At 31.6% G+C, this 19,037-nt stretch carries 24 protein-coding genes and 1 pseudogene; 16 read left to right on the top strand and 9 right to left on the bottom strand.

Annotation, left to right across the window (positions count from 1 at the left end):
* A pseudogene (locus tag ABUA27_RS07020) lies at positions 1–282 on the top strand (IS21 family transposase); the annotation flags it as partial.
* On the opposite strand, the gene ABUA27_RS07015 reads toward ABUA27_RS07020, so the two are convergent.
* Positions 225–725: a hypothetical protein gene (locus ABUA27_RS07015; protein WP_349820468.1), complete on the bottom strand. Its 501-nt coding sequence runs from the start codon at positions 723–725 to the stop codon at positions 225–227. The pseudogene ABUA27_RS07020 and the gene ABUA27_RS07015 overlap by 58 nt on opposite strands.
* A gap of 416 nt (positions 726–1,141) precedes the next feature.
* On the opposite strand from ABUA27_RS07015, the gene ABUA27_RS07010 reads away from it, so the two are divergent.
* Positions 1,142–1,552 carry a hypothetical protein gene (locus ABUA27_RS07010; protein ID WP_349820467.1) on the top strand — a complete coding sequence of 137 codons (411 nt, stop codon included), beginning with the start codon at positions 1,142–1,144 and terminating at the stop codon, positions 1,550–1,552.
* A gap of 706 nt (positions 1,553–2,258) precedes the next feature.
* Here ABUA27_RS07010 and ABUA27_RS07005 read toward each other — a convergent pair.
* The 7 genes from ABUA27_RS07005 to ABUA27_RS06975 all read right to left on the bottom strand — a co-directional run bounded on the left by ABUA27_RS07005 (position 2,259) and on the right by ABUA27_RS06975 (position 5,367).
* On the bottom strand, positions 2,259–2,966 hold the full coding sequence (locus ABUA27_RS07005) for an AbiTii domain-containing protein (protein ID WP_349820466.1): 708 nt from the start codon (positions 2,964–2,966) through the stop codon (positions 2,259–2,261).
* Positions 2,966–3,169 (bottom strand): hypothetical protein, encoded by a 204-nt coding sequence (locus ABUA27_RS07000; protein ID WP_349820465.1) that lies wholly within the window; start codon positions 3,167–3,169, stop codon positions 2,966–2,968. The genes ABUA27_RS07005 and ABUA27_RS07000 overlap by 1 nt, the downstream gene beginning before the upstream one ends.
* Before the next feature lie 98 nt (positions 3,170–3,267).
* Positions 3,268–3,489 (bottom strand): hypothetical protein, encoded by a 222-nt coding sequence (locus ABUA27_RS06995; protein ID WP_349820464.1) that lies wholly within the window; start codon positions 3,487–3,489, stop codon positions 3,268–3,270.
* Positions 3,449–3,691 carry a DUF3789 domain-containing protein gene (locus ABUA27_RS06990; protein WP_349820463.1) on the bottom strand — a complete coding sequence of 81 codons (243 nt, stop codon included), beginning with the start codon at positions 3,689–3,691 and terminating at the stop codon, positions 3,449–3,451. Before ABUA27_RS06990 ends, ABUA27_RS06995 begins: the two co-directional genes overlap by 41 nt.
* On the bottom strand, positions 3,672–4,277 hold the full coding sequence (locus ABUA27_RS06985; RefSeq protein ID WP_502879690.1) for a hypothetical protein: 606 nt from the start codon (positions 4,275–4,277) through the stop codon (positions 3,672–3,674). Before ABUA27_RS06985 ends, ABUA27_RS06990 begins: the two co-directional genes overlap by 20 nt.
* Positions 4,278–4,337: 60 nt before the next feature.
* Positions 4,338–5,042: a hypothetical protein gene (locus ABUA27_RS06980; RefSeq protein ID WP_349820462.1), complete on the bottom strand. Its 705-nt coding sequence runs from the start codon at positions 5,040–5,042 to the stop codon at positions 4,338–4,340.
* A 70-nt stretch (positions 5,043–5,112) separates the two neighbouring features.
* The gene (locus ABUA27_RS06975; protein WP_502879691.1) at positions 5,113–5,367 is read right to left on the bottom strand and encodes a DUF961 family protein; all 255 of its coding nucleotides are present in this window, start codon (positions 5,365–5,367) and stop codon (positions 5,113–5,115) included.
* 203 nt (positions 5,368–5,570) lie between these two features.
* Here ABUA27_RS06975 and ABUA27_RS06970 point away from each other — a divergent pair, with 203 nt between their 5' ends.
* The 14 genes from ABUA27_RS06970 (at position 5,571) to ABUA27_RS06905 (ending at position 18,362) form a co-directional block, all read left to right on the top strand.
* Positions 5,571–6,719 carry a toll/interleukin-1 receptor domain-containing protein gene (locus ABUA27_RS06970; protein ID WP_349820461.1) on the top strand — a complete coding sequence of 383 codons (1,149 nt, stop codon included), beginning with the start codon at positions 5,571–5,573 and terminating at the stop codon, positions 6,717–6,719.
* Positions 6,720–7,285: 566 nt separating this feature from the next.
* A complete protein-coding gene (locus tag ABUA27_RS06965) occupies positions 7,286–8,044 on the top strand; it encodes a DeoR/GlpR family DNA-binding transcription regulator (protein ID WP_349820460.1) in 759 nt (252 codons plus the stop codon).
* A gap of 36 nt (positions 8,045–8,080) precedes the next feature.
* The gene (locus tag ABUA27_RS06960) at positions 8,081–9,346 is read left to right on the top strand and encodes a PTS sugar transporter subunit IIC (protein WP_349820459.1); all 1,266 of its coding nucleotides are present in this window, start codon (positions 8,081–8,083) and stop codon (positions 9,344–9,346) included.
* Positions 9,347–9,361: 15 nt separating this feature from the next.
* Complete coding sequence (locus tag ABUA27_RS06955; protein ID WP_349820458.1) at positions 9,362–10,387, top strand: SIS domain-containing protein; 1,026 nt, start codon at positions 9,362–9,364, stop codon at positions 10,385–10,387.
* 3 nt (positions 10,388–10,390) lie between these two features.
* Positions 10,391–11,113, top strand: coding sequence for an amidohydrolase family protein (locus tag ABUA27_RS06950; RefSeq protein ID WP_221711777.1), 723 nt, complete (start codon positions 10,391–10,393; stop codon positions 11,111–11,113).
* Positions 11,110–11,826, top strand: a complete 717-nt coding sequence (locus ABUA27_RS06945) for an amidohydrolase family protein (protein ID WP_349820457.1) — start codon at positions 11,110–11,112, stop codon at positions 11,824–11,826. Before ABUA27_RS06950 ends, ABUA27_RS06945 begins: the two co-directional genes overlap by 4 nt.
* A 158-nt stretch (positions 11,827–11,984) precedes the next feature.
* Positions 11,985–12,695: a hypothetical protein gene (locus ABUA27_RS06940; protein ID WP_303352964.1), complete on the top strand. Its 711-nt coding sequence runs from the start codon at positions 11,985–11,987 to the stop codon at positions 12,693–12,695.
* Between the two features lie 89 nt (positions 12,696–12,784).
* Complete coding sequence (locus ABUA27_RS06935) at positions 12,785–13,135, top strand: type II toxin-antitoxin system RnlB family antitoxin (RefSeq protein WP_221711775.1); 351 nt, start codon at positions 12,785–12,787, stop codon at positions 13,133–13,135.
* Between the two features lie 446 nt (positions 13,136–13,581).
* Positions 13,582–13,935 (top strand): PBECR4 domain-containing protein, encoded by a 354-nt coding sequence (locus ABUA27_RS06930; RefSeq protein WP_349820456.1) that lies wholly within the window; start codon positions 13,582–13,584, stop codon positions 13,933–13,935.
* 51 nt (positions 13,936–13,986) lie between these two features.
* Positions 13,987–14,160 (top strand): hypothetical protein, encoded by a 174-nt coding sequence (locus ABUA27_RS06925; RefSeq protein WP_349820455.1) that lies wholly within the window; start codon positions 13,987–13,989, stop codon positions 14,158–14,160.
* Positions 14,161–14,631: 471 nt separating this feature from the next.
* The gene (locus tag ABUA27_RS06920; RefSeq protein WP_129982267.1) at positions 14,632–16,230 is read left to right on the top strand and encodes an ABC-F family ATP-binding cassette domain-containing protein; all 1,599 of its coding nucleotides are present in this window, start codon (positions 14,632–14,634) and stop codon (positions 16,228–16,230) included.
* Positions 16,231–16,413: 183 nt separating this feature from the next.
* Positions 16,414–17,358, top strand: a complete 945-nt coding sequence (locus ABUA27_RS06915; RefSeq protein WP_349820454.1) for an NmrA family NAD(P)-binding protein — start codon at positions 16,414–16,416, stop codon at positions 17,356–17,358.
* An 89-nt stretch (positions 17,359–17,447) separates the two neighbouring features.
* Positions 17,448–18,056: a shikimate kinase gene (locus ABUA27_RS06910; RefSeq protein ID WP_281076122.1), complete on the top strand. Its 609-nt coding sequence runs from the start codon at positions 17,448–17,450 to the stop codon at positions 18,054–18,056.
* A 72-nt stretch (positions 18,057–18,128) separates the two neighbouring features.
* Complete coding sequence (locus ABUA27_RS06905; protein WP_006505075.1) at positions 18,129–18,362, top strand: hypothetical protein; 234 nt, start codon at positions 18,129–18,131, stop codon at positions 18,360–18,362.
* A 275-nt stretch (positions 18,363–18,637) separates the two neighbouring features.
* Here ABUA27_RS06905 and ABUA27_RS06900 read toward each other — a convergent pair whose 3' ends face one another.
* Positions 18,638–18,859 carry a DUF6718 family protein gene (locus ABUA27_RS06900; RefSeq protein WP_281076123.1) on the bottom strand — a complete coding sequence of 74 codons (222 nt, stop codon included), beginning with the start codon at positions 18,857–18,859 and terminating at the stop codon, positions 18,638–18,640.
* Between the last annotated feature and the right edge of the window lie 178 nt (positions 18,860–19,037).

Raw genomic sequence — 19,037 nt, 5'->3', positions numbered from 1 at the left:
AAAAAACGGAAAACGAAAAACGAAAATCAAAGAAATGTGTTATTTCCACTTGACAATCGTCATTTCATAACAGATTATGAATATATTCATAATGAATTATCTAAACCTGGAGTCACTCTGAAGCTGTTGTGGAATGAATACTGTATCAAGATAAATGATGGGAAGTATCCCGTGAGTTATTCAAAGTTCTGCAGAGGATACACAGAACATGTTCAGAATCACAACTATACCAACCATATCCAGCATAAGCCAGGTATTCGTACTGAAGTAGACTGGTTATGAGAATCTTTACATAACCAGTACACCATTAATTTATCCCCTGGCTTATGTGTGATATGCATTGTAAGATTGTTTTTCTTTACATAATCACGATACTTTTCGCAGAAGTAACTGTACTGATAGAGTGGGAAGTTACTGTTTCTGCAATCTTCTGCATATTCTTCCCATAATAATCTAATGTTTGTCCCTGGTCTTAACAGTTCTTTATGAATATACTGATAATCAGGTTGCTTAATAATCAGATTAAGTTTAGTCTCCTTTCCAAACAATAGTTTCTGTACTTCCATTTCATTCTGATTCTGGATCATGGACCCACAAATATTATTTTCATCAGCCGCTTTAGATACTTTTCTTACTGTATCTCTTGATACCTTAAGTGCTTCAGCTATCTTTCGCTGACTGAAATTTTGAGGTCTCATTTCCAAAATCTTCTTAACATCTCGCATATAAAAACACCTCCTAGTTGCAAGTTTTGATAAGTATTTATTACTTATCAAATCCATTTTACAACCAAGAGGTGTAAATCTTCATATTAAATATGGTGAACTTGTTTGACGGATTCACTGGACTTTTCTAGCGTAACGTATGGACTTATTTTACCGTATGGAGTGGCCTTGCCACTCCGTAATATTCATATTGAGACAATTGAAGCTAATTAGACATAATTTTTTTATTATATATTACTGATACTGTATATTATGTTTTAGATTGATATCATGCAATATCAATTGAAGGCTTACGTATAATCTTGTTCTTTTATTGCCGTCTTTTTAATAATCATATAAAATGGATTGAAACAGAAACAATATTATTTATTACATGATTATATTGAAGATATAAAGATTAAGGGGGAAGGTAAATAATGGCTATACCAGAAATGAACAGTATAAAAGTAAATAGAGAACGTAAAGAAGCTGTAGAGAAATTACAGAAAGAAGTGAATCCTGATCTCTTATGGAATGCTATTATTGCATACCAAAACTATCCATTTTATACATATTCTGGTTTACCTTTTTCTTATACTATAAAGGTAGGAAGAAATGGAGAACTTAACAAAGAACTATTAATTAATCGTAGAGATAAGAGTAAAAGTCTTACTTGGAGTTCAATTGTAATAGCATTAGAGAAAGCATTAAATCTAAAAGGTAATATTATAAGTAGACCTAAAGAAATAGGTGATATACGTGGTATTTCTTATATTTATCCTATCTTTTATCGTTTAGGTTTAATTGATGTTCCAGAACATATTGCTGCTATAATGAGTTTGAAATAATAAAGGATATTGGAATAATAGTTAAACAAGAAAGAATGAATGAACGTTACTGAGAGGTGGTGGACTGTTAGTGATTATTCGCAAGGAACAGCACCACCATTCGCATAAAGCGAACCACCTATCTCGGTAACTGCACCACTAGCCTAAAAAATCAGAATATACACAACTGCACCACCTCATGGGTGATCTTTTTGTACTATCATGTTATTTGAAGACAATGTCTCTAATATTATGAAAGGAGCAGAAAAATTATGGTCGTAAAATTTAATCTGAGACTGTGCCTGCAGCTAATAGACTAGGAAATTTCTCTTAATACCATTTCCAAGCTGATTATTCCACTTTAGTTGATCACTTATTTCGATTGGGTTGACCAACCATTCCAATGAACCTGACCACCAAACAATCCTGACTGTATAGTAGTACAGCCATGATTGTTTTTATATGCTTCTCATTGACTTATCACCAAAGATTTTTATTGTCTGTGATTTTGATACTTTACTCTCCATTAGTGCATCCGCTAAGGCACCTCTACCAAGCCTACTGTGCCATCCTGCAACATCAAACTGAGAGCAGAATACTGTTGAATGAATACGATATCTCTTTTCAGTATTTCCAGAAACCGCCTTTTTTTATTGTGTCTTTTTTACAGGGTCCATTTTAAATAAAGTTGCTGCCTTTTTATTACAATCGTTGATTCTTAGTGCTTTTAATCTTCTTTAATGGAAGAAGCAATATTACTGTTTTTGATTTTGTTGTTATCTCCTAAAGTAACACTTTTATCATTATATATTAGCACATGGATATGATTTATAATATTATTCAATTCTTTTTCACTTTTGCTTTCAATATCAATATCTAAATCATCTAAATTACCGAATTGTTTTTCCAAATATGATAGAATATCAAGCAATTTACTTTCAACTTTTGGAAAAATATTTAATACTTTTGGCATATTAAGCTCAACACTAGCTGTTGTAATAATCATACCGAGGTCATTGTTTGCCTGTGCTATGTATGGATAATATTCAGCAGGAATCTGTTTGATCAATCTGCTATTATCATTTTTTTCACTTTTTGCAATAACACCTTTTAATGCTTCGATACCTTGTCTGATTTTAATAGTCAAAATATCTTCTTTAATTTCATCGGGCAAATTACCAAGTGGTAAAGGAACATGGTTATATATTATATGATTTGCCAATGATCCTTTGAAATAAGTTCCATATAGTGGTCCTCCAATTACTCTATAATCAGGAATTTCTACATCATCAGGATAACCTTCTATTTCATAGTTTACCCAATCAAGCAAATCATCGTTTTCTAAATCTTGTAATAATACCTTCGTACGTTTCAATGCAGTTTGTGTATCCGCCTTACCGTTTGCAAGGTCTTTAATAATTTGACTTTTAGCCATTAAAACCACCCCTCAATCCATGTAATAATATTTTGCCAGAAAGAAAATAATAAAATTATACCCACAAAAAGAGAAACCAAAATGCCACAAATCCACGGGTGATTATCATAAAATCTCTTTTTTTCTTTAAGATTGGTATTCTCTATCTTTTCTGCAATATTTGAATTAACAATCTTGTTGCCATCACCAATGTTTATTCCCACTAAATAATTCCTCCAGTAAATCAATATTTGCATATGATTTTAGCACTAATATAGATGATATACAATCTTTTGTTTTTTACTTTAGAACTATAGGAGCATTAGGCTCCGATAATCTTATTAAATAACTGTAATAGTACGTCTTTTACGCCAGCGGCATTGAATACCAAGCCGACAGCGATTAAGGCAATCACCAGAAAGTCGATAAGTTTGGAAAACACACGCTTGAAACCGAGATATACACCGATAACAGCGAGTGCCATAAGCACCAAGCTCTGTGCGTTACTTAAAAACCAGTTGTATAAGTTCTGTCCGAAATTCATTATTTCTTTTCCTTTCCATCATTTCAATTTCACTGTCTGCGGCTTTTGCTGCCTGTATAAGACACATAGTAACTACTCCGAATCCTGCCCCAGGTGAGAACAGGAAGAAGTCAAATAAGATATGGTTTATGTCGTCATTCCTCCATTTCTGTATTGATTTCCTCTGTGGAAGTCGTCTGGGGCTAGTATGCAATCGTATCATAGAGTAGCACATATTCAATATAGCTGTCCTTTAGCTCTTTTGAAACCAGCTCACAGTACAAGCCTGTTTCCAGCTTCTTTTCCAAGTGCAGGAGCTGGTCTTGATATTTCCCTAATGTGATTTCTGTACGGATATACAACAGTCCGTTATCCATACGGTAATACAGTTTAGGAAAATAGGTGATTTTCTCTTTTTTGCTGGTTGCTGGTAAATCCTTGAAGAATCTGCTGTCCTGTGTCGGTTCTGATTCATACCAGCCATTCTCAAGTATCATGCGAGCCAGCTTTTGACGGTGAAAGAGATGCTTCACCCTGTCATACTGGAATCTGCGGTATAGCATAGCAGTAACTGCATACACCAGAGCTGCAATAATAACTGTGACAATCCTATATGGTGTGACCGAAAAATGGACGCTGCCATCTTGAAAAAGTGTGATTGCTTTCCAATCAGTAGTGATGATTGTTTTTAGGTTCAGTAGCATAAACGTAATAAGGAACAGCAAAAGCAGTGAACCGGCAGAGAAGCGAAAAACCAGCGATTTGTCGCTGGCTCGAATACGATTCCCATGTTTATTGAATTGTGGCATATAAAATCCTCCTTCCATGAAAAAAGCAGCAAACCATATAGATTTACTGCTCATAAAATGCTATTTACTTTGTAATTGCTTAATAATCTTTAAATCCAGAAATTCTTTTTTTGCTTTTTCCATCGATTCAAATTTATTATTCCATTTTTGCATGATTTTGGACTTGTCTAATACTGTTTCCAAATCATAATCCTCAAAATATGGTAATTTCTCACTTGTGTAATACTCTTTACAATAATGAGATAAAATAGATATTATTGCTTCTGTACATTCTGTTGCTTGAAGTTCTGGTTCGTATTGCTTAAAGACATTTTCCAGATTACTATTTAAGAGATACCAGTCTGGTGGATAATCATAGCTTACAGTTTCGCCATCAACTACCCAAGGAACAGGCTTAGGGTCAATTTTATTTGTTTTTAGGAGATATTCAAAATATGACATGATAATATCAGCATTTACACTAACTGTATTATAGGTACTGACTTCCTCATATGCAGATACTAAATTTGCCAAAACTCTTCTCTCTGATTTGGACAAATATCTATTGCAATAATTCTGCGATAATTCATTTAATAAACAATAATTCTTCCTAGTATATTGTTCGTTTAAAAAACGTACGATTGGAAAAAGCATTGTCATTTGAAGATTATTTCTATTCCCCTTATGATAGTATACAGCAGAAATAATCAGTGAAATTATTCCCGAAAAAATGATTGATACTACATTAAAACCATTAACACTCCACCATTGAATAAATTCCTCCATAAGAACACCTCTTTTGAATAAGTAATAAGGATAATTATACATTTTTCATTTACTATAATCAATCGAAGTATTATTTCTTTCCTTGCTTCTTTCCTTGCTGCTGCGAATTGTTTGGAGCATGGTTATTTCCAGCCTGTTTGTTCTTCAAGACAATATCATCTGCCTTGATGTACCAGTCAACGTCTGCTCCTTGAAACGTAGCAGTTGTCACCGTATCAGCCACAGGATTGATGATTTCCACTTCTGCGTTATAATCATATTCTTTTAAAGGAACAGTGGCAGGAATACTTATCTGTATCATGCGACCCTGTTCTTTGCATTTCAAGAAATATTTCCAGAGATCATATACTGTCAGTCATAGACAGATAGGATATATCATGAATACTTCTGCTCCATATTTTTTTTTGAATCGTTATCTGCAGAATATGGGTATTTAAATAATATATTCTATTTCTTTTTCTCTTTTTTGGCATGAAATACTTTGATATACTGTTAGTAGACTGTTATTGATTGAGAGGAGTTAAGATTATGAAAGATGATTTATTAAATTTAATTAAGCAAATAGATGAGGTCAAAGATCATTTCCATGTTGTCGATAGTGTTTATTTTACAAAAATAAAAAAGATTCAAGATAGACCGCAGTTTTCTAAATGGAAACAAGCATTATTATTTGAACTTAATGAGGTTTATGATCGAACAAAAGATAATTATATAGGAAATACTTTATCGATTTTAAATACAGGGTTTAAGGGTTCAAAGGATGAACAGTCGTTTAATGAGTTAACTGGAAGTCTATTAGCTATTAAGAATAACATTAATAAGTATTATCCGACAGAAAGCAAATCTGTGGTTAATGATAATGATAAAATCAAAGAAGTAATTAAAAGCCCAAAAATATTTATAAGTCATTCTAGTCTCGATATAGATTATGTTTCAGATATTGTAGAATTATTAGAAGATTTAGGAATAAGAGGAGATCAACTTTTTTGTTCTTCAATAGCAGGTTATGGTATTCCGTTAGATGAAGATATTTATGATTACTTGAAACAACAATTTCAAGAGTATGATCTTCATATTATCTTTGTTCTTTCGAATAATTATTACAAAAGTCCTGCTTGTTTAAATGAAATGGGTGCAACATGGGTTTTACAGAAAAGATATACAACAATTTTACTTCCTGGTTTTGATTTTAAGGAAGTGAAAGGTGCTATCGATCCTACAAAAATCGCTATAAAGCTTGATGGAGATTCACTTGATGTTAAGGAAAGGTTGGGTCAACTAAAAGATTCTATAGTGCAAGAGTTTAGCTTAACTTCTATTTCTGATATTCGATGGGAGAAGAAGCGTGATGAATTTATTTCTAAAATAAATAATAACGAGTGTATTAATCATAATATTGGTGATGAAGCAATTGAACTACTATCAACTGCTTGTGCTAATAATGATGTTATATTAAAAACGATGGACCTATCTGGTGTACATATTCAAGTTAATGATAGATCATTTATTGCTTCACAGAAAATAGAAGAAGTGACTAGATGGGAAAATGCATTAAATGAATTACTAATTGCTCATTTCGTTGAAGCTAGGGGTAATAAAGGTGAAATTTTTGGTGTATTAAAAAAAGGAGTTGACTTTTATAAACAGCTAGAATTAAAAGGTAACGGCAAAAACTAATGGATATTAAAGGGGTGAAAGTCCATTCAATATGGTGAAATAAGTCTATAAATTACGCTAGAAAAATTCCAATATACTTGCATTAAGTATTTTAACCTCTTGGTTGCTGTCAAATATTGGTATAATCATTAGAGGAAAGATCTATTGCTAACGTAATTCTAGATAGAATCATTAATAGTTTTTATCTGACTATTTTATATGAAAAATCGTTACGTGAGTAATACTCTAAAATAAAATATTAATAATAGAGAAAGCATAACAATAATTAAAATTGTTTATGCTTTTTTAAGCTATATTGGACTTTTCTATTGTAGCGAGTGGTCTTCTATTAACGGAATACTCAATTATTAAAAGTATTCATCTACTATTATATCCACCTCTCAACATCTGTGATATAATAACATTGAAGATGTTATAAACTGTTATTAATGTTACAAAATAACACTAAAATTATATAAATATGCACATATAAGCACTTCAATGTGAAGAAATAACATAAAATAACACAAATAATGGTTGAATATGTTATTCTTGTGTGCTATTCTATAACTGAAGGAGGAACATAAATGAACGCTAGCGAAAGAAAGATTGAAATTTTAAAATTATTAAAAGAAGGATCTATGACATTGGACGAACTCGCGAAAAAGTTTAATGTCTCAGTAATGACTATAAGAAGAGATTTAAAAAAATTTGAAGACCAAGACGTTATATTGATATCACAAGGAACAGTATACTTAAATAAGAGTGTTGGTTCAGAAGAAAGCTATATATTGAAAAAAGACAAGATGATAGCAGAAAAGATACGTATAGCTCAAAAAGCTATTGAATATATTAATGATGGAGAAGTAGTCTATATAGACTGTGGAACAACATGTGCTCAAATAGCTGAAGAACTTGCTAAATCTAACAAAAAGGTAACAGTAATGACAAGTTCTATTCTAGTAGTCAATGCTTTATTCATGGCAGAAAATATTGATTTATATATGTTACCAGGAAAGTATAGAGAGAAATCTATAGGCTTTATAGGTGATCTTACTATTGATTTTGTAAGAAAGTTCTATTTTGATAAAGCCTTTATGGGAGCAGAAGGAATTGATACGGAATATGGCATATCACTCCCTCATTTAGAAGAGGGCTTAACAAAACAAGCAATTGCTAGACAGGCTAATACGGTTTTTGTTGTCACTGACCATTCTAAGTTTTCAATAAAAACACTTTATTCATATGCTGACTATAATGATATTGACTATATTATTACTGATTCTAATCCTGATTTTAATATGTCCTCATTCGAAAATGATAAAATCAAGATAGTTAAAGTATAACAATATAGTTTACTTAATAAGAGGAGAGTGGAACAAATGAATAATTTTCTTGATAAAATGACCAACTTTGTTGATAGCAAACTCACACCCCCATTAATCAAGTTTGGTAACAACAAATACATGGTTGCAATTAGAAATGCATTGATTCGTTTAATCCCATTATTGATTGTAGGATCATTCCCTATGATTCTTACTAATCTGCCTATCGCATCTCTAGCAAAAGTAATGGCACCTTACAATGATGCATTAAACACATTATCAAATATGACATTTGGTTTCATTAGTTTATTTTTAGCATTTGGTATTGGTTCTGAATTAGCCGATACTTATGATTTAGATAAAACAACTGTAGGTATTGTAAGTGCAGTTTGCTTTTTATTAACAGTCGCACCTTTAGATTTAAAGACTAATACTATTTCAGTAGGTGGATTTGGTGCTTCTGGAATGTTTACTACATTCGTTGTTGGTATTATTGTAGCTGAAGTAATGCATTTTTGTGATAAGCATAACATCGGTATCAAAATGCCAGCAGGTGTTCCTGCAGGTATTGCTTCAAGCTTTTCATCAATTTTACCAATGACAGTATTATTTGTATTCTTCTGGTTTATAAGAATTATTATTGGCTTTGACTTAAATGGTTTCTTAAAATCAATTTTAAGTCCTATTCTTATCTTATCTGATACATGGTATGCAGTATTATTAGTTGGTTTGATTTTAATGTTATGCTGGTCAGTAGGAATTCATGGTGGTTCTATGACAGTGCAAGGTGTTATGTATGCTTTCTTAGTCGCTAATATTGCATTAAACGTAGAACAAGTAGCAGCTGGTATGAAACCTACTCATGTATTAACAGAACCTTTTGTATTCTGCTTCGGTATGCCTACAGGTAATGGTATTACTTTACCTTTAGTATTAATTTATCTCTTCTCTAAATCAAAGAGATTAAGATCAGTCAGCAGAATGTCTCTTATCCCAAGTATTTTTAATATTAATGAACCAGTTGTATTTGGTTTACCAGTTGTTATGAACCCAACATTCTTCTTACCATATGTATTTGGTACAACAGTATTTGGTATGATGTATGGATTTGTTCTTATTCGTCTAGGACTTATGACAGCACCTTATATCTCAGTCCCATGGACAACTCCACCTTTACTATACCCATACCTTGCAACAGGTGGTGACTGGAGAGCAGTCGTAGCGCAGTTAGTATTATTTATTATTGTTGGCTTAGTATGGTATCCATTCGCAAAAGCCTATGAAAAACAGCTATTAAAAGAAGAACAATTAGAAAATGATTAGTATTTGAGGTAATATATGAATACAGAAGAAAAGATAAAATTCGATCATGACAAAAAACAATTCATGAACGAATTAAATAATAGAAACAGTGATATTGAAAAATGTATCCAATATTGCGAAGAATATGATTTTGATTCTTTTAACAGTATAAAAGAAAGTATTAAAACTAATAGAATAACTAAGTTATTCTTAATAGGAATGGGCAGTTCCCTCTATGCAAGTCAATATGCATTAGCTCAATTAGAACACTGTAATATCTTAACTCTCTCAATCGAAGCAGCAGAATTTAAGAACAAGTATATGCATTTAGTAGATGAACATACTTTACTAGTGATCATTTCACAATCAGGTAATTCAAAAGAAATTGTGGATGCTATTGAGGAATTAAAGAGTAGAAATTGTTCTTTTGAACTCATTACTATTACTAATAATCTAAACGGTTATTTATATACTAACTATAAGAATAGTATCCTACTGAATGCCAGCAAGGAATTCTATATTTCACATAATAGTTATTTGAATACCTTGATTGTTATTAAGTATTTACTGGAGTATTTGTTTGATGAAGCTCACTTTTCATTAAAGACAGATAACGAATTACTTATTAAACTTAATGATTTTGATGAAGAACTATTAAAGCATAAGTCTTCTATATTAACTCTATTTGAAAACATTGCTTGTGTAGACTTTATTTATAATATTAATAGTAAGTTTAATACAATCAATTCTACTCTCTTACTAAGAGAAGGAATAGGATTAATGACAGCATGTTATTCAAAAAATGAATATTTACACGGTGAACATTTAGTTGAAATCCCTAATAAACTATTGTGTTTAATTGGAGTAGATGATACAGAAGAAAAATATAATGAGATCATGAGTGAATCATACATCACAAAACAAATTGTTTTGACACCATCATCTAAAACTAAAGTAGAAGTATATGATAATAAGATAAAAATTAATATTTTAGCAGACATCACAGATTTAGCAGAAATGATTTTCTTTAATCAGGTAGTAGCCTGGAGAATGGAGATGTAAATAATGAAAATAGATGCACATAATCATATTGGCAAAAAGAAGGGTGTAAGTGTTAGTGTAGATGATTTTATTAAAAGTATGGATGAAGCAGGAATTGATAAAGCCGTCGTATTTTCCTTTTCCGAACAGATAGATAATGACTATGTTATTGAATCAGTAAAACGATATCCCAATCGACTCTTTGGCTTTGTAACGATTAACCCTTGGTCTACTACATCAGAAGAAGATCTAGAAAAAGCATTTTCAACTGATGAAATCTATGGATTAAAACTTCACCCTGTTAAACATGCTTATGCATTAGATGATCACAGTTTGTTAGATCCTTTATTTAAAATATGTGAAAAACATAATAAACCTATCCTAATCTTTGGTGGTGCCAATGTATATTCTAGTCCAAATATGTTTGCTGAAATGGCTATGACTTTTCCAAAAGTCAATCTGATTATGGCACATGGAGGCCAGATGTATGAAACAACCTCAGCTATCAATGTTGCTAAGAAATATAAAAACATTTATATTGAAACATCTTCAATGTTTGGAATCAGAATCCAAAATCTCGTTAAAAAGAATTTAACGGATCAACTCATTTTTGGTTCTGATACTCCTACTGGAGATATGGAACTAGAAATGAAAAAGATTGAATCTATAGTTAAAGATGAAAACGAATTAAATAACATTTACAGCTTGAATTTAATGAAACTATTGAACGGAGGGAACTCATTATGATTATTGATTCTCATAATCATATCGGCAAAAGAAAGGGTATTAACTTCACTGCTGATGAAATGATCGAATGGCTAGATAAAGCTGGTGTAGATGCATGTGTCGTTACTTCCCAGGTAGAAACAATTAATAATGATTATGTTGCTGATATGCAAAAGAAGTATCCTGATAGAATCATAGGATATGCTGTTGTTAATCCATGGGAATGGGAGGCAGAAGAAGAATTAGAACGTTGCTTTAGAGACTTAAAATTATATGGATTAAAACTCAATCCTGTTAGACATGGTTTTGCTTTAGATAGACATGAAATTGTTGATCCTTTGTTCAAGATTTGTGAAAAGTATAATAAACCAGTACTTGTCCATGGCCAATCTGATATGTTCAATATGCCTGGTAAATTTGATGAAATGGCAGAAACATTCCCAAACGTTACATTAATCATGGCACATATTGGAGAACCAGATGCGATTGATGCAGCTATTAGAGTAGCTAAACGAAGAAAGAATGTTTATATTGATACAGCAAGTGTTCAATTAAGCACATTGAAGAAAGCATTAAAGGAAATTGATCCTAATAAAATTATGATGGGTACAGATGCACCATGGGGAGATTTCACTTTATCCATAGATTTAGTCAAGAAAGCCACTGATGATATAGAGATACAAAATAAAATTCTAGGTGAAAATATTGTAAGAGTATTAAACTGGAAGAAATAACCTCAAACTAGAAGACAGATTAGAATGAACCTCATTCCAATCTGTCAATTTTCATTTACCAATTTTAGATAGTATATTGATATTAAACTGATAATAGGCTATAATACAACGATTTAGCAAAAGCTAAATGGGCGGCATGGGATGAAAAGGAGACTATTATGTATAATTATGTAACAAACAAAAAATTAATAAGCAGCATGCGTTCCTGTTGTGGAGATATGATGCAAGACCTATGTCATACCCTAAAAGAAGTATCTGATATAGGTGCAGAGGTCACTCTTGTCGGTAGTGGAGCAAGAAATCTAATACTTCAAAATGCCAACGAACCCATAGATTTGGATTATAATCTTAAAATAGTCAGAAGTGATAACTGGGATTGTAAATATATCAAAGAATGCGTTAGAAAAGCTTTTAATATTGTTCTTAGAAAACATGGATGGAGAGATTGTGAAGATTCCAAATCCTCATTGACCACTAAAAAACATTATCTTCCAGGAGGTAAAACATTATTTTCAATAGATGTTTGTATTGTTTATGAAGATGAAGATGGAAATTTTTATCGTTTAATTCATAAAAAGACTGGTAATACTAATGTTAATAATATTGCATATGCTGCTAGCATTTATGCTGGTCTTGTTACTAGAAGGCCTGTTAATGAATACTATTGGAATATGGCTCCAAATTCTAGAAATATTAAATTTAAAGTCGATTATATTAAAAGTAATGGAAAGTGGAAATTAGTCAGAGAACAATATAAGGGTATTAAGAATAGATACTTAACACAAAACGATCATAATCATCCTTCATTTATTTGTTACATTGAAGCGGTAAATAACGTATATAACTCAAGAAAACATTGGAAGCAATAAACTGCTAAGATTATTTTTAGAAATGGCTTGAACTTAATTAATGGATAGTATATATTGTTCTATTCCATTTTGGAATGGAGGGATTATAAATGGAAAAACTATATGTAAATAAACTTAACGATTCAAAATACGTCGCATTAATTACAGTCCTTGATTATGAAATATCAGTCAACAAGTATCTAAAACAGTTATCATTTGAAGCTTCTTCCAATAAGCCCGAACATGTACTTGTAGATCTGGCTTTGAAAACAGGAATAGATAAATATAGATTTGTTGAATTTGATATTAATGAATCAGGAAAGATAGAATTAGATACTTATAAGTATGTTTCAGTTAATACAATCTATGAAACTCTAGCAAACATCTACCTAAAAGATAAGAAAGAAATAGTATTAAACTCTATCTTAACTGATTCACAGATAAATCAACTTTTAAATTAATCTTACAATTCAAGAAGCGGTTCTTTCATATAAGAAAACCCTATATACTTATTTTTGAAATTTTGAAATTACACACTGATTTTATTGACAAAATACTGAATTGTGGTAATCTATGCTTAGAGACTGAGCAATAAACATTTTCATTTGCTCATAAAAAATTACAACTATAAAAAAGAATGGTAACATTCTCGGTGAACAGGCACCGTAAAAAGTCGAATTCAAGAGGTAGAATTCAAAATAACCTCGTCCGAGTATATATCGAATAGATATATGAGCCTTGCAGTTAGGAGATAAACTGTAGACAAGAGATAGTCTTAAAAACAATCTCGTCCGAGTATATATCGAACAGATATATGAGCCTGGCGACCAGGATAAAACCTGTTATTTTTTTATGATACTAAGCGGGTAATTTCCTGCTTTTTTTTGTCTAAAGGAGAACTATATTTATGCACAGTCTCAGCAAATCGAATAAAACAAGAATTATTAGAGATATAATTGCAGGTGCAAGACTTTATGAAAAGTTTCTAGTACCTTATGATTTTTTGATTGTAACTAACGATAGCAAATATAATGAAGTGAGATTTAATAAGGGAGATTTTGCTCATTTGGTTGGTGTGCGTTCCCATTTAAATGATTTGGATTTTTATAAAAATTGCATTAAAGGAACTATAGCAGAAAATAACATTAATAACCAACAGCGCTATGACTTTGGTACGATTCGCAAGAAAATTATGCGTATAACGAAAATTAATAAGATTGTTTATGCGAATGCTCAAACGAATCTAGTTTTAGTTAACTAACATACAAAAACGCGAGATTTTCCTTTAGCAATAGAGAGTACTAATGATAAAATGGTTGTAGCATTTACTGGAAAAGATCTCCATGCAAGAAGTTTGCGTAATAATAATCAAACTAATGCTGATGAAAAGAAAAATATTTTGGCAATTTTTTCTAAAGAAAAGAATTCAAAATCTAAATATTCGAACTGTGTTTTTGAATACCCACAAAACACAGGTATGCCATAAATACATTTTTAATGGAACCCTTTTAAACAGACAATAGAAAGAACAAACAAAGATCCAAAATACTGTTTCCTGCAGATTATGGGTATTCAAAACTGTGTTTATTTGAAAAATTATAAAGTTCTTAAAAGTATCTGTTGTGATTTGGAAGAAAAAGTTTCAGTTAAAATTTTTAATGATCTTGATAAAAATAAGACTACTCAAATTTAATTAATACTTGTCCTGATTGTCTACACAATCAGGTTTTTCTTATATTTATCAGTTCCTCTATCTCATGCATATAGTAATCTTAGACTCTCTATTTACTACATATAGTAATCTTAGTACTAAAATCACTATATATAGTCTTTTTAGTATCTCCATTCTCTATATAATAGTACTACTATCTCTATCCATCACCTATATCTCAATTTTACTAGACATAATCAACTAAATATGGCATAATACATCTCTGTACGAAAGGAAATGTAGACTATGATATCAACACATAATGTATCACTCAGATACGGAGATCGCGCTTTATTTGAAGATGTATCAGTAAAATTTACTGAAGGAAATTGTTATGGGATTATTGGTGCAAATGGTGCTGGTAAATCCACATTCTTAAAAATATTATCAGGTGAAATAGAACCAAACAAAGGTGAAGTAATTATTGAACCTAATAAGAGATTATCTGTTTTAAAACAGGACCACTTTGCTTATGATGACAACAAAGTAGTAGAAACAGTCATCATGGGTAATAAGAGACTATTTGAAATCATGCAGGAAAAAGAAAAGCTATATGCTAAAGCTGATTTTAATGATGAAGATGGTATAAGACTAGGAGAACTTGAAGGTGAGTTCGCAGACATGGATGGCTGGAATGCTGAAAGTGATGCTGAAATCATGTTAAATGGTTTAGGTATTACAACAGAATACCATGATATGTATATGAAAGACTTAGATGGTAACCAGAAAGTCAAAGTATTATTAGCCCAGGCTTTATTTGGAAACCCTGATATTCTTTTACTAGACGAACCTACCAACCATCTAGACCTAAAGAGTATCAGATGGTTAGAGAACTTCCTATTAAACTTTAAGAACACAGTCATTGTCGTATCACATGACCGTTATTTCTTAAATAAGGTATGTACACATATTGCTGATATTGATTACAGCCGTATTCAGCTATATGTAGGTAACTATGACTTCTGGTATGAATATTCTCAGATGCAGATCCAGCAGATGAAAGACCAGAATAAGAAAGCAGAAGCTAAAAAGAAAGAATTAGAAGAATTCATTGCACGTTTCAGTGCCAATGCTTCTAAAGCAAAACAGGCTACTTCTCGTAAGAAACTATTAGATAACTTAGAAATGGCAGATATGAAACCATCACTAAGAAGATATCCATTCATTGGTTTCAAACCAGGTAGAGAAGTAGGAAACATTGTATTAAATGTAGAAAACCTTACTAAGGTAGTAGATGGAGAAACTCTTATTAATAATGTTTCTTTCTCTATTCTTCCAAATGAAAAGGTTGCTTTTGTAGGAGACGATAAAGCAACAGAAGCATTCTTTAAGATCATCATGGGAGAAGATAAAGACTTTGAAGGTTCTTATAAATGGGGTATTACGACTACTCAGTCATACTTCCCTAAAGATAATTCAGCATTCTTTAATGATTGTGAATTATCTTTATTAGACTGGTTAAGACAGTTTACTGATGGTAGTATGTATGAACAGGAATTAAGAGGATGGTTAGGTAGAATGTTGTTCTCTGGTGATGAAGCATTAAAGAAAGCGAATGTTTTATCAGGAGGAGAAAAGGTAAGATGTATGCTTGCGAAAATGATGATGCATGATGCAAACGTATTAATCTTTGATGAACCTACAAACCACCTTGATCTAGAATCTATCCAGGCATTAAACCAAGGTTTAATGCGTTTCCCAGAAAACATTCTATTTACTTGTCATGACCACCAGTTTGTTCAGACAATTGCGAATAGAATTATCGAATTTACTGCAGAAGGTACAATTGACCGTCTATCAACATTTGATGAATATTTAGAATACAAGGACACACTTGATGCATAAGAGCGGATTAAACCGCTCTTTTTTTCTTCTCAAGGTTAGTTATTATACGATGAGGATGTTAATACCTGTATCATCCTATAAGGCTTAGAAAAGCTAAAAATCATTTTCTAAATCTGTAACTCACTTATAAACAAATTCTAAAAGTATTATCATGATACATATAGAAAACAGGAGGATAAATAAATGGGTAAATTATTGTTAACTGGTGTTGATGGAAACTTAGGTCAATTAGCTGCTGACGTATTACTTACATTAGAACCAGTAGAAAACTTAATCTTTTGTGGTTATAACGAAGAATCACTTAAGAAATATGCTGAAAAGGGTGTAGAAACACACGTAACTAACTTTAATAATCCTGATGGATTAGTTGAAGCATTTAAAGGGGCTGATGCTCTCGCGTTAATCTCTATGCCATTTGTTGGTGTTAAAAGACAGAATGCACATAAGAATGCTGTAGATGCAGCTAAAGCAGCAGGTGTTAAACAGATTATCTATACTTCTTTAGTTAATGCTGATGATGAAACAAACCCATCAGTAGAAAGGAAAGACCATATCTATACTGAAAAATATATTAAGGAAGTAGGTCTAGACTATCAGTTCATGAGAAACTCTCAATATGCTGAAGCAATGGTTACTAACTACTTTACTTATGCTCATATGAATGCACCACTTACTAATTCACAAGGTGATGGTCTAATGGCTTATATTTCTCGTAAAGACTGTGCTAAAGCATTAGCTTATGCATTACATAGATCAAATGAATTCCACCATAAAGTATGGAATATTAATGGATTAGAACTAATGACTATTTCAACATTCTGTGCTATTGGTGATGTAAGTACAGGAAACCATGTACCATTTGTAAATGTCACTGATGAAGAAAACTATCAGATCTGGGATGCAATGGGTGTCCCTAGAACAACTGATGGTGTATTCCTAAAGGATTCAGAAGCACCATTCTCTTCAGATGGTATGGTTACATTTGCACAGGCTATTAGAGAAGGTAAAATGGATATTCATACAAAAGACTTTACTGAATTAACAGGAGACACACCTATCTCTGTAAGATATATGTTTGATCATAATGAAGAATTCCAGATTGGTGAAAGACATTCTCAAGACAAATAAACTATACACTAGAGCGGATTATTAAACCGCTCTTTTTTCTTCTTAAGGCTAGGAAAATATATTATTGCTATTAGAATGAGATAATAGTATTGAACGCTTTATTAATAAAAGGCATAATATCAGTAAAGGGGGACAGAGGAATGAAGATATGTTTATTTGGAGTTTCTAATGTTGGAAAAACAACTGTGGGTAAATTACTTGCTGAACGATTAGATATTAAGTTTGTCGATTTAGATGAAGAAGTGAAAAACCGCTTGAAAATATCTCTTGAGGAATTTTTTAACACTGAGAATTTACGGTGGAGAGATCAGAAACGAGGAAGTATTATCAAGAAGATTATTAAAATGGAAGAAGATGTTGTCTTTGCAATTTCACCCATTTCTTATATTGAAAACTTTAGAACAAGCATTATATCAGATGATAATTTACTGATTGAGCTGTACGATACTCCAGAGAATATTTTTTCGAGGCTTGTATTTAGTGATGAAAATGACGAGATTTATACTGATGATAATTACAAAAATGCGAATAAAGATTATTATATGAAAGAAATTCAAGCAGATCTAGATTGGTACGGAATGGTTAATGCTAAGATAGGGATACACAATCGTGTATTTGTTAATAACAATTCGTCGACAGAAGTTGTGGATAGAATAATTGTGGAGTATAATTTGGTAAATGACGATTGTGGAGAGTAAAGGAGTTAGGTATTTTTTTCAATCATACAGAAAAAGTCTTAGAATATCTAAAACCGGTTAGGAGGATTTCTTATGCCAGAAAAAATATATAGTTTTAATGGAAAAGACATTACGATGAATGTATGTATACAGATCAGAGATGTAGTGAAATTATTACAGGAACATTTTCAAATTAGTTTTGAAGAAGCTGTATTACGTTTCTATAAATCAGAAACATATAAGACGTTGCAGGAAACAGAAAATGGTCTGTGGGCAGAGTCAGCGGAATATATAGCAGATAGATATTATGAAGAAACGGCAGGCTAATATTCCGATATCAATAGAGTGGTTGAAGAAAGTGGATAAGTGAGTTTAATAGAAAAGGCAAGAATACATTTGATATCTTAGGTAATTCAAAATAACTAGGGGTTTCCTATATTTTATTTATCACGTAGTATAGGTGTAAATGGGAGCCTATTGTTTCAAGCTTATTAAGAGGCTCAAGTCATAAAAATGCAAAGGTAATGCATAAAAATATCGAATAGCAAATTACAAGTTACTTTATAGAGCATAAAAGGAATCCTAAACACTAAGGATTCCTTTTAAAGTAGACTTGACTCTTTTTCAAACTCTTCATAACTACTTACAAAACGATAAGGTTCATACTCTCCATATGCAGTAGGTCTACTGATAGTAATAATCTCTATGTCATACCCAAGTCTTTCTTGTATTTCATCCGCAAACTTTGCCATTTCTTCTCCAGGTTCTGTCTGTAATGCAATACATCCAGTTTTATTTATCCTCTTTGCGACTAGATAACACATAAACCTATACCTCCTGACTTGATTATACATCTACATATTATGAACACAATAGTGTTTTTCTTCTCTTGATAATCACTCATTCTAATAATAGAATACTCCTAAAGACAAACTATTAAATGTCAATAAATAGTTAAATTTTCTAGAATTTATTGATTTTATAGGCATTTGTCTTGGTTTA

It is taken from the genome of Catenibacterium sp. RTP21428st1_D7_RTP21428_210409 (assembly GCF_040227455.1).
Taxonomy (GTDB): Bacteria; Bacillota_I; Bacilli_A; order Erysipelotrichales; family Coprobacillaceae; genus Catenibacterium; species Catenibacterium mitsuoka_A.
Note: the sequence above shows the minus strand (reverse complement) of the source record. Positions and strands in the feature narration are given on the sequence as shown.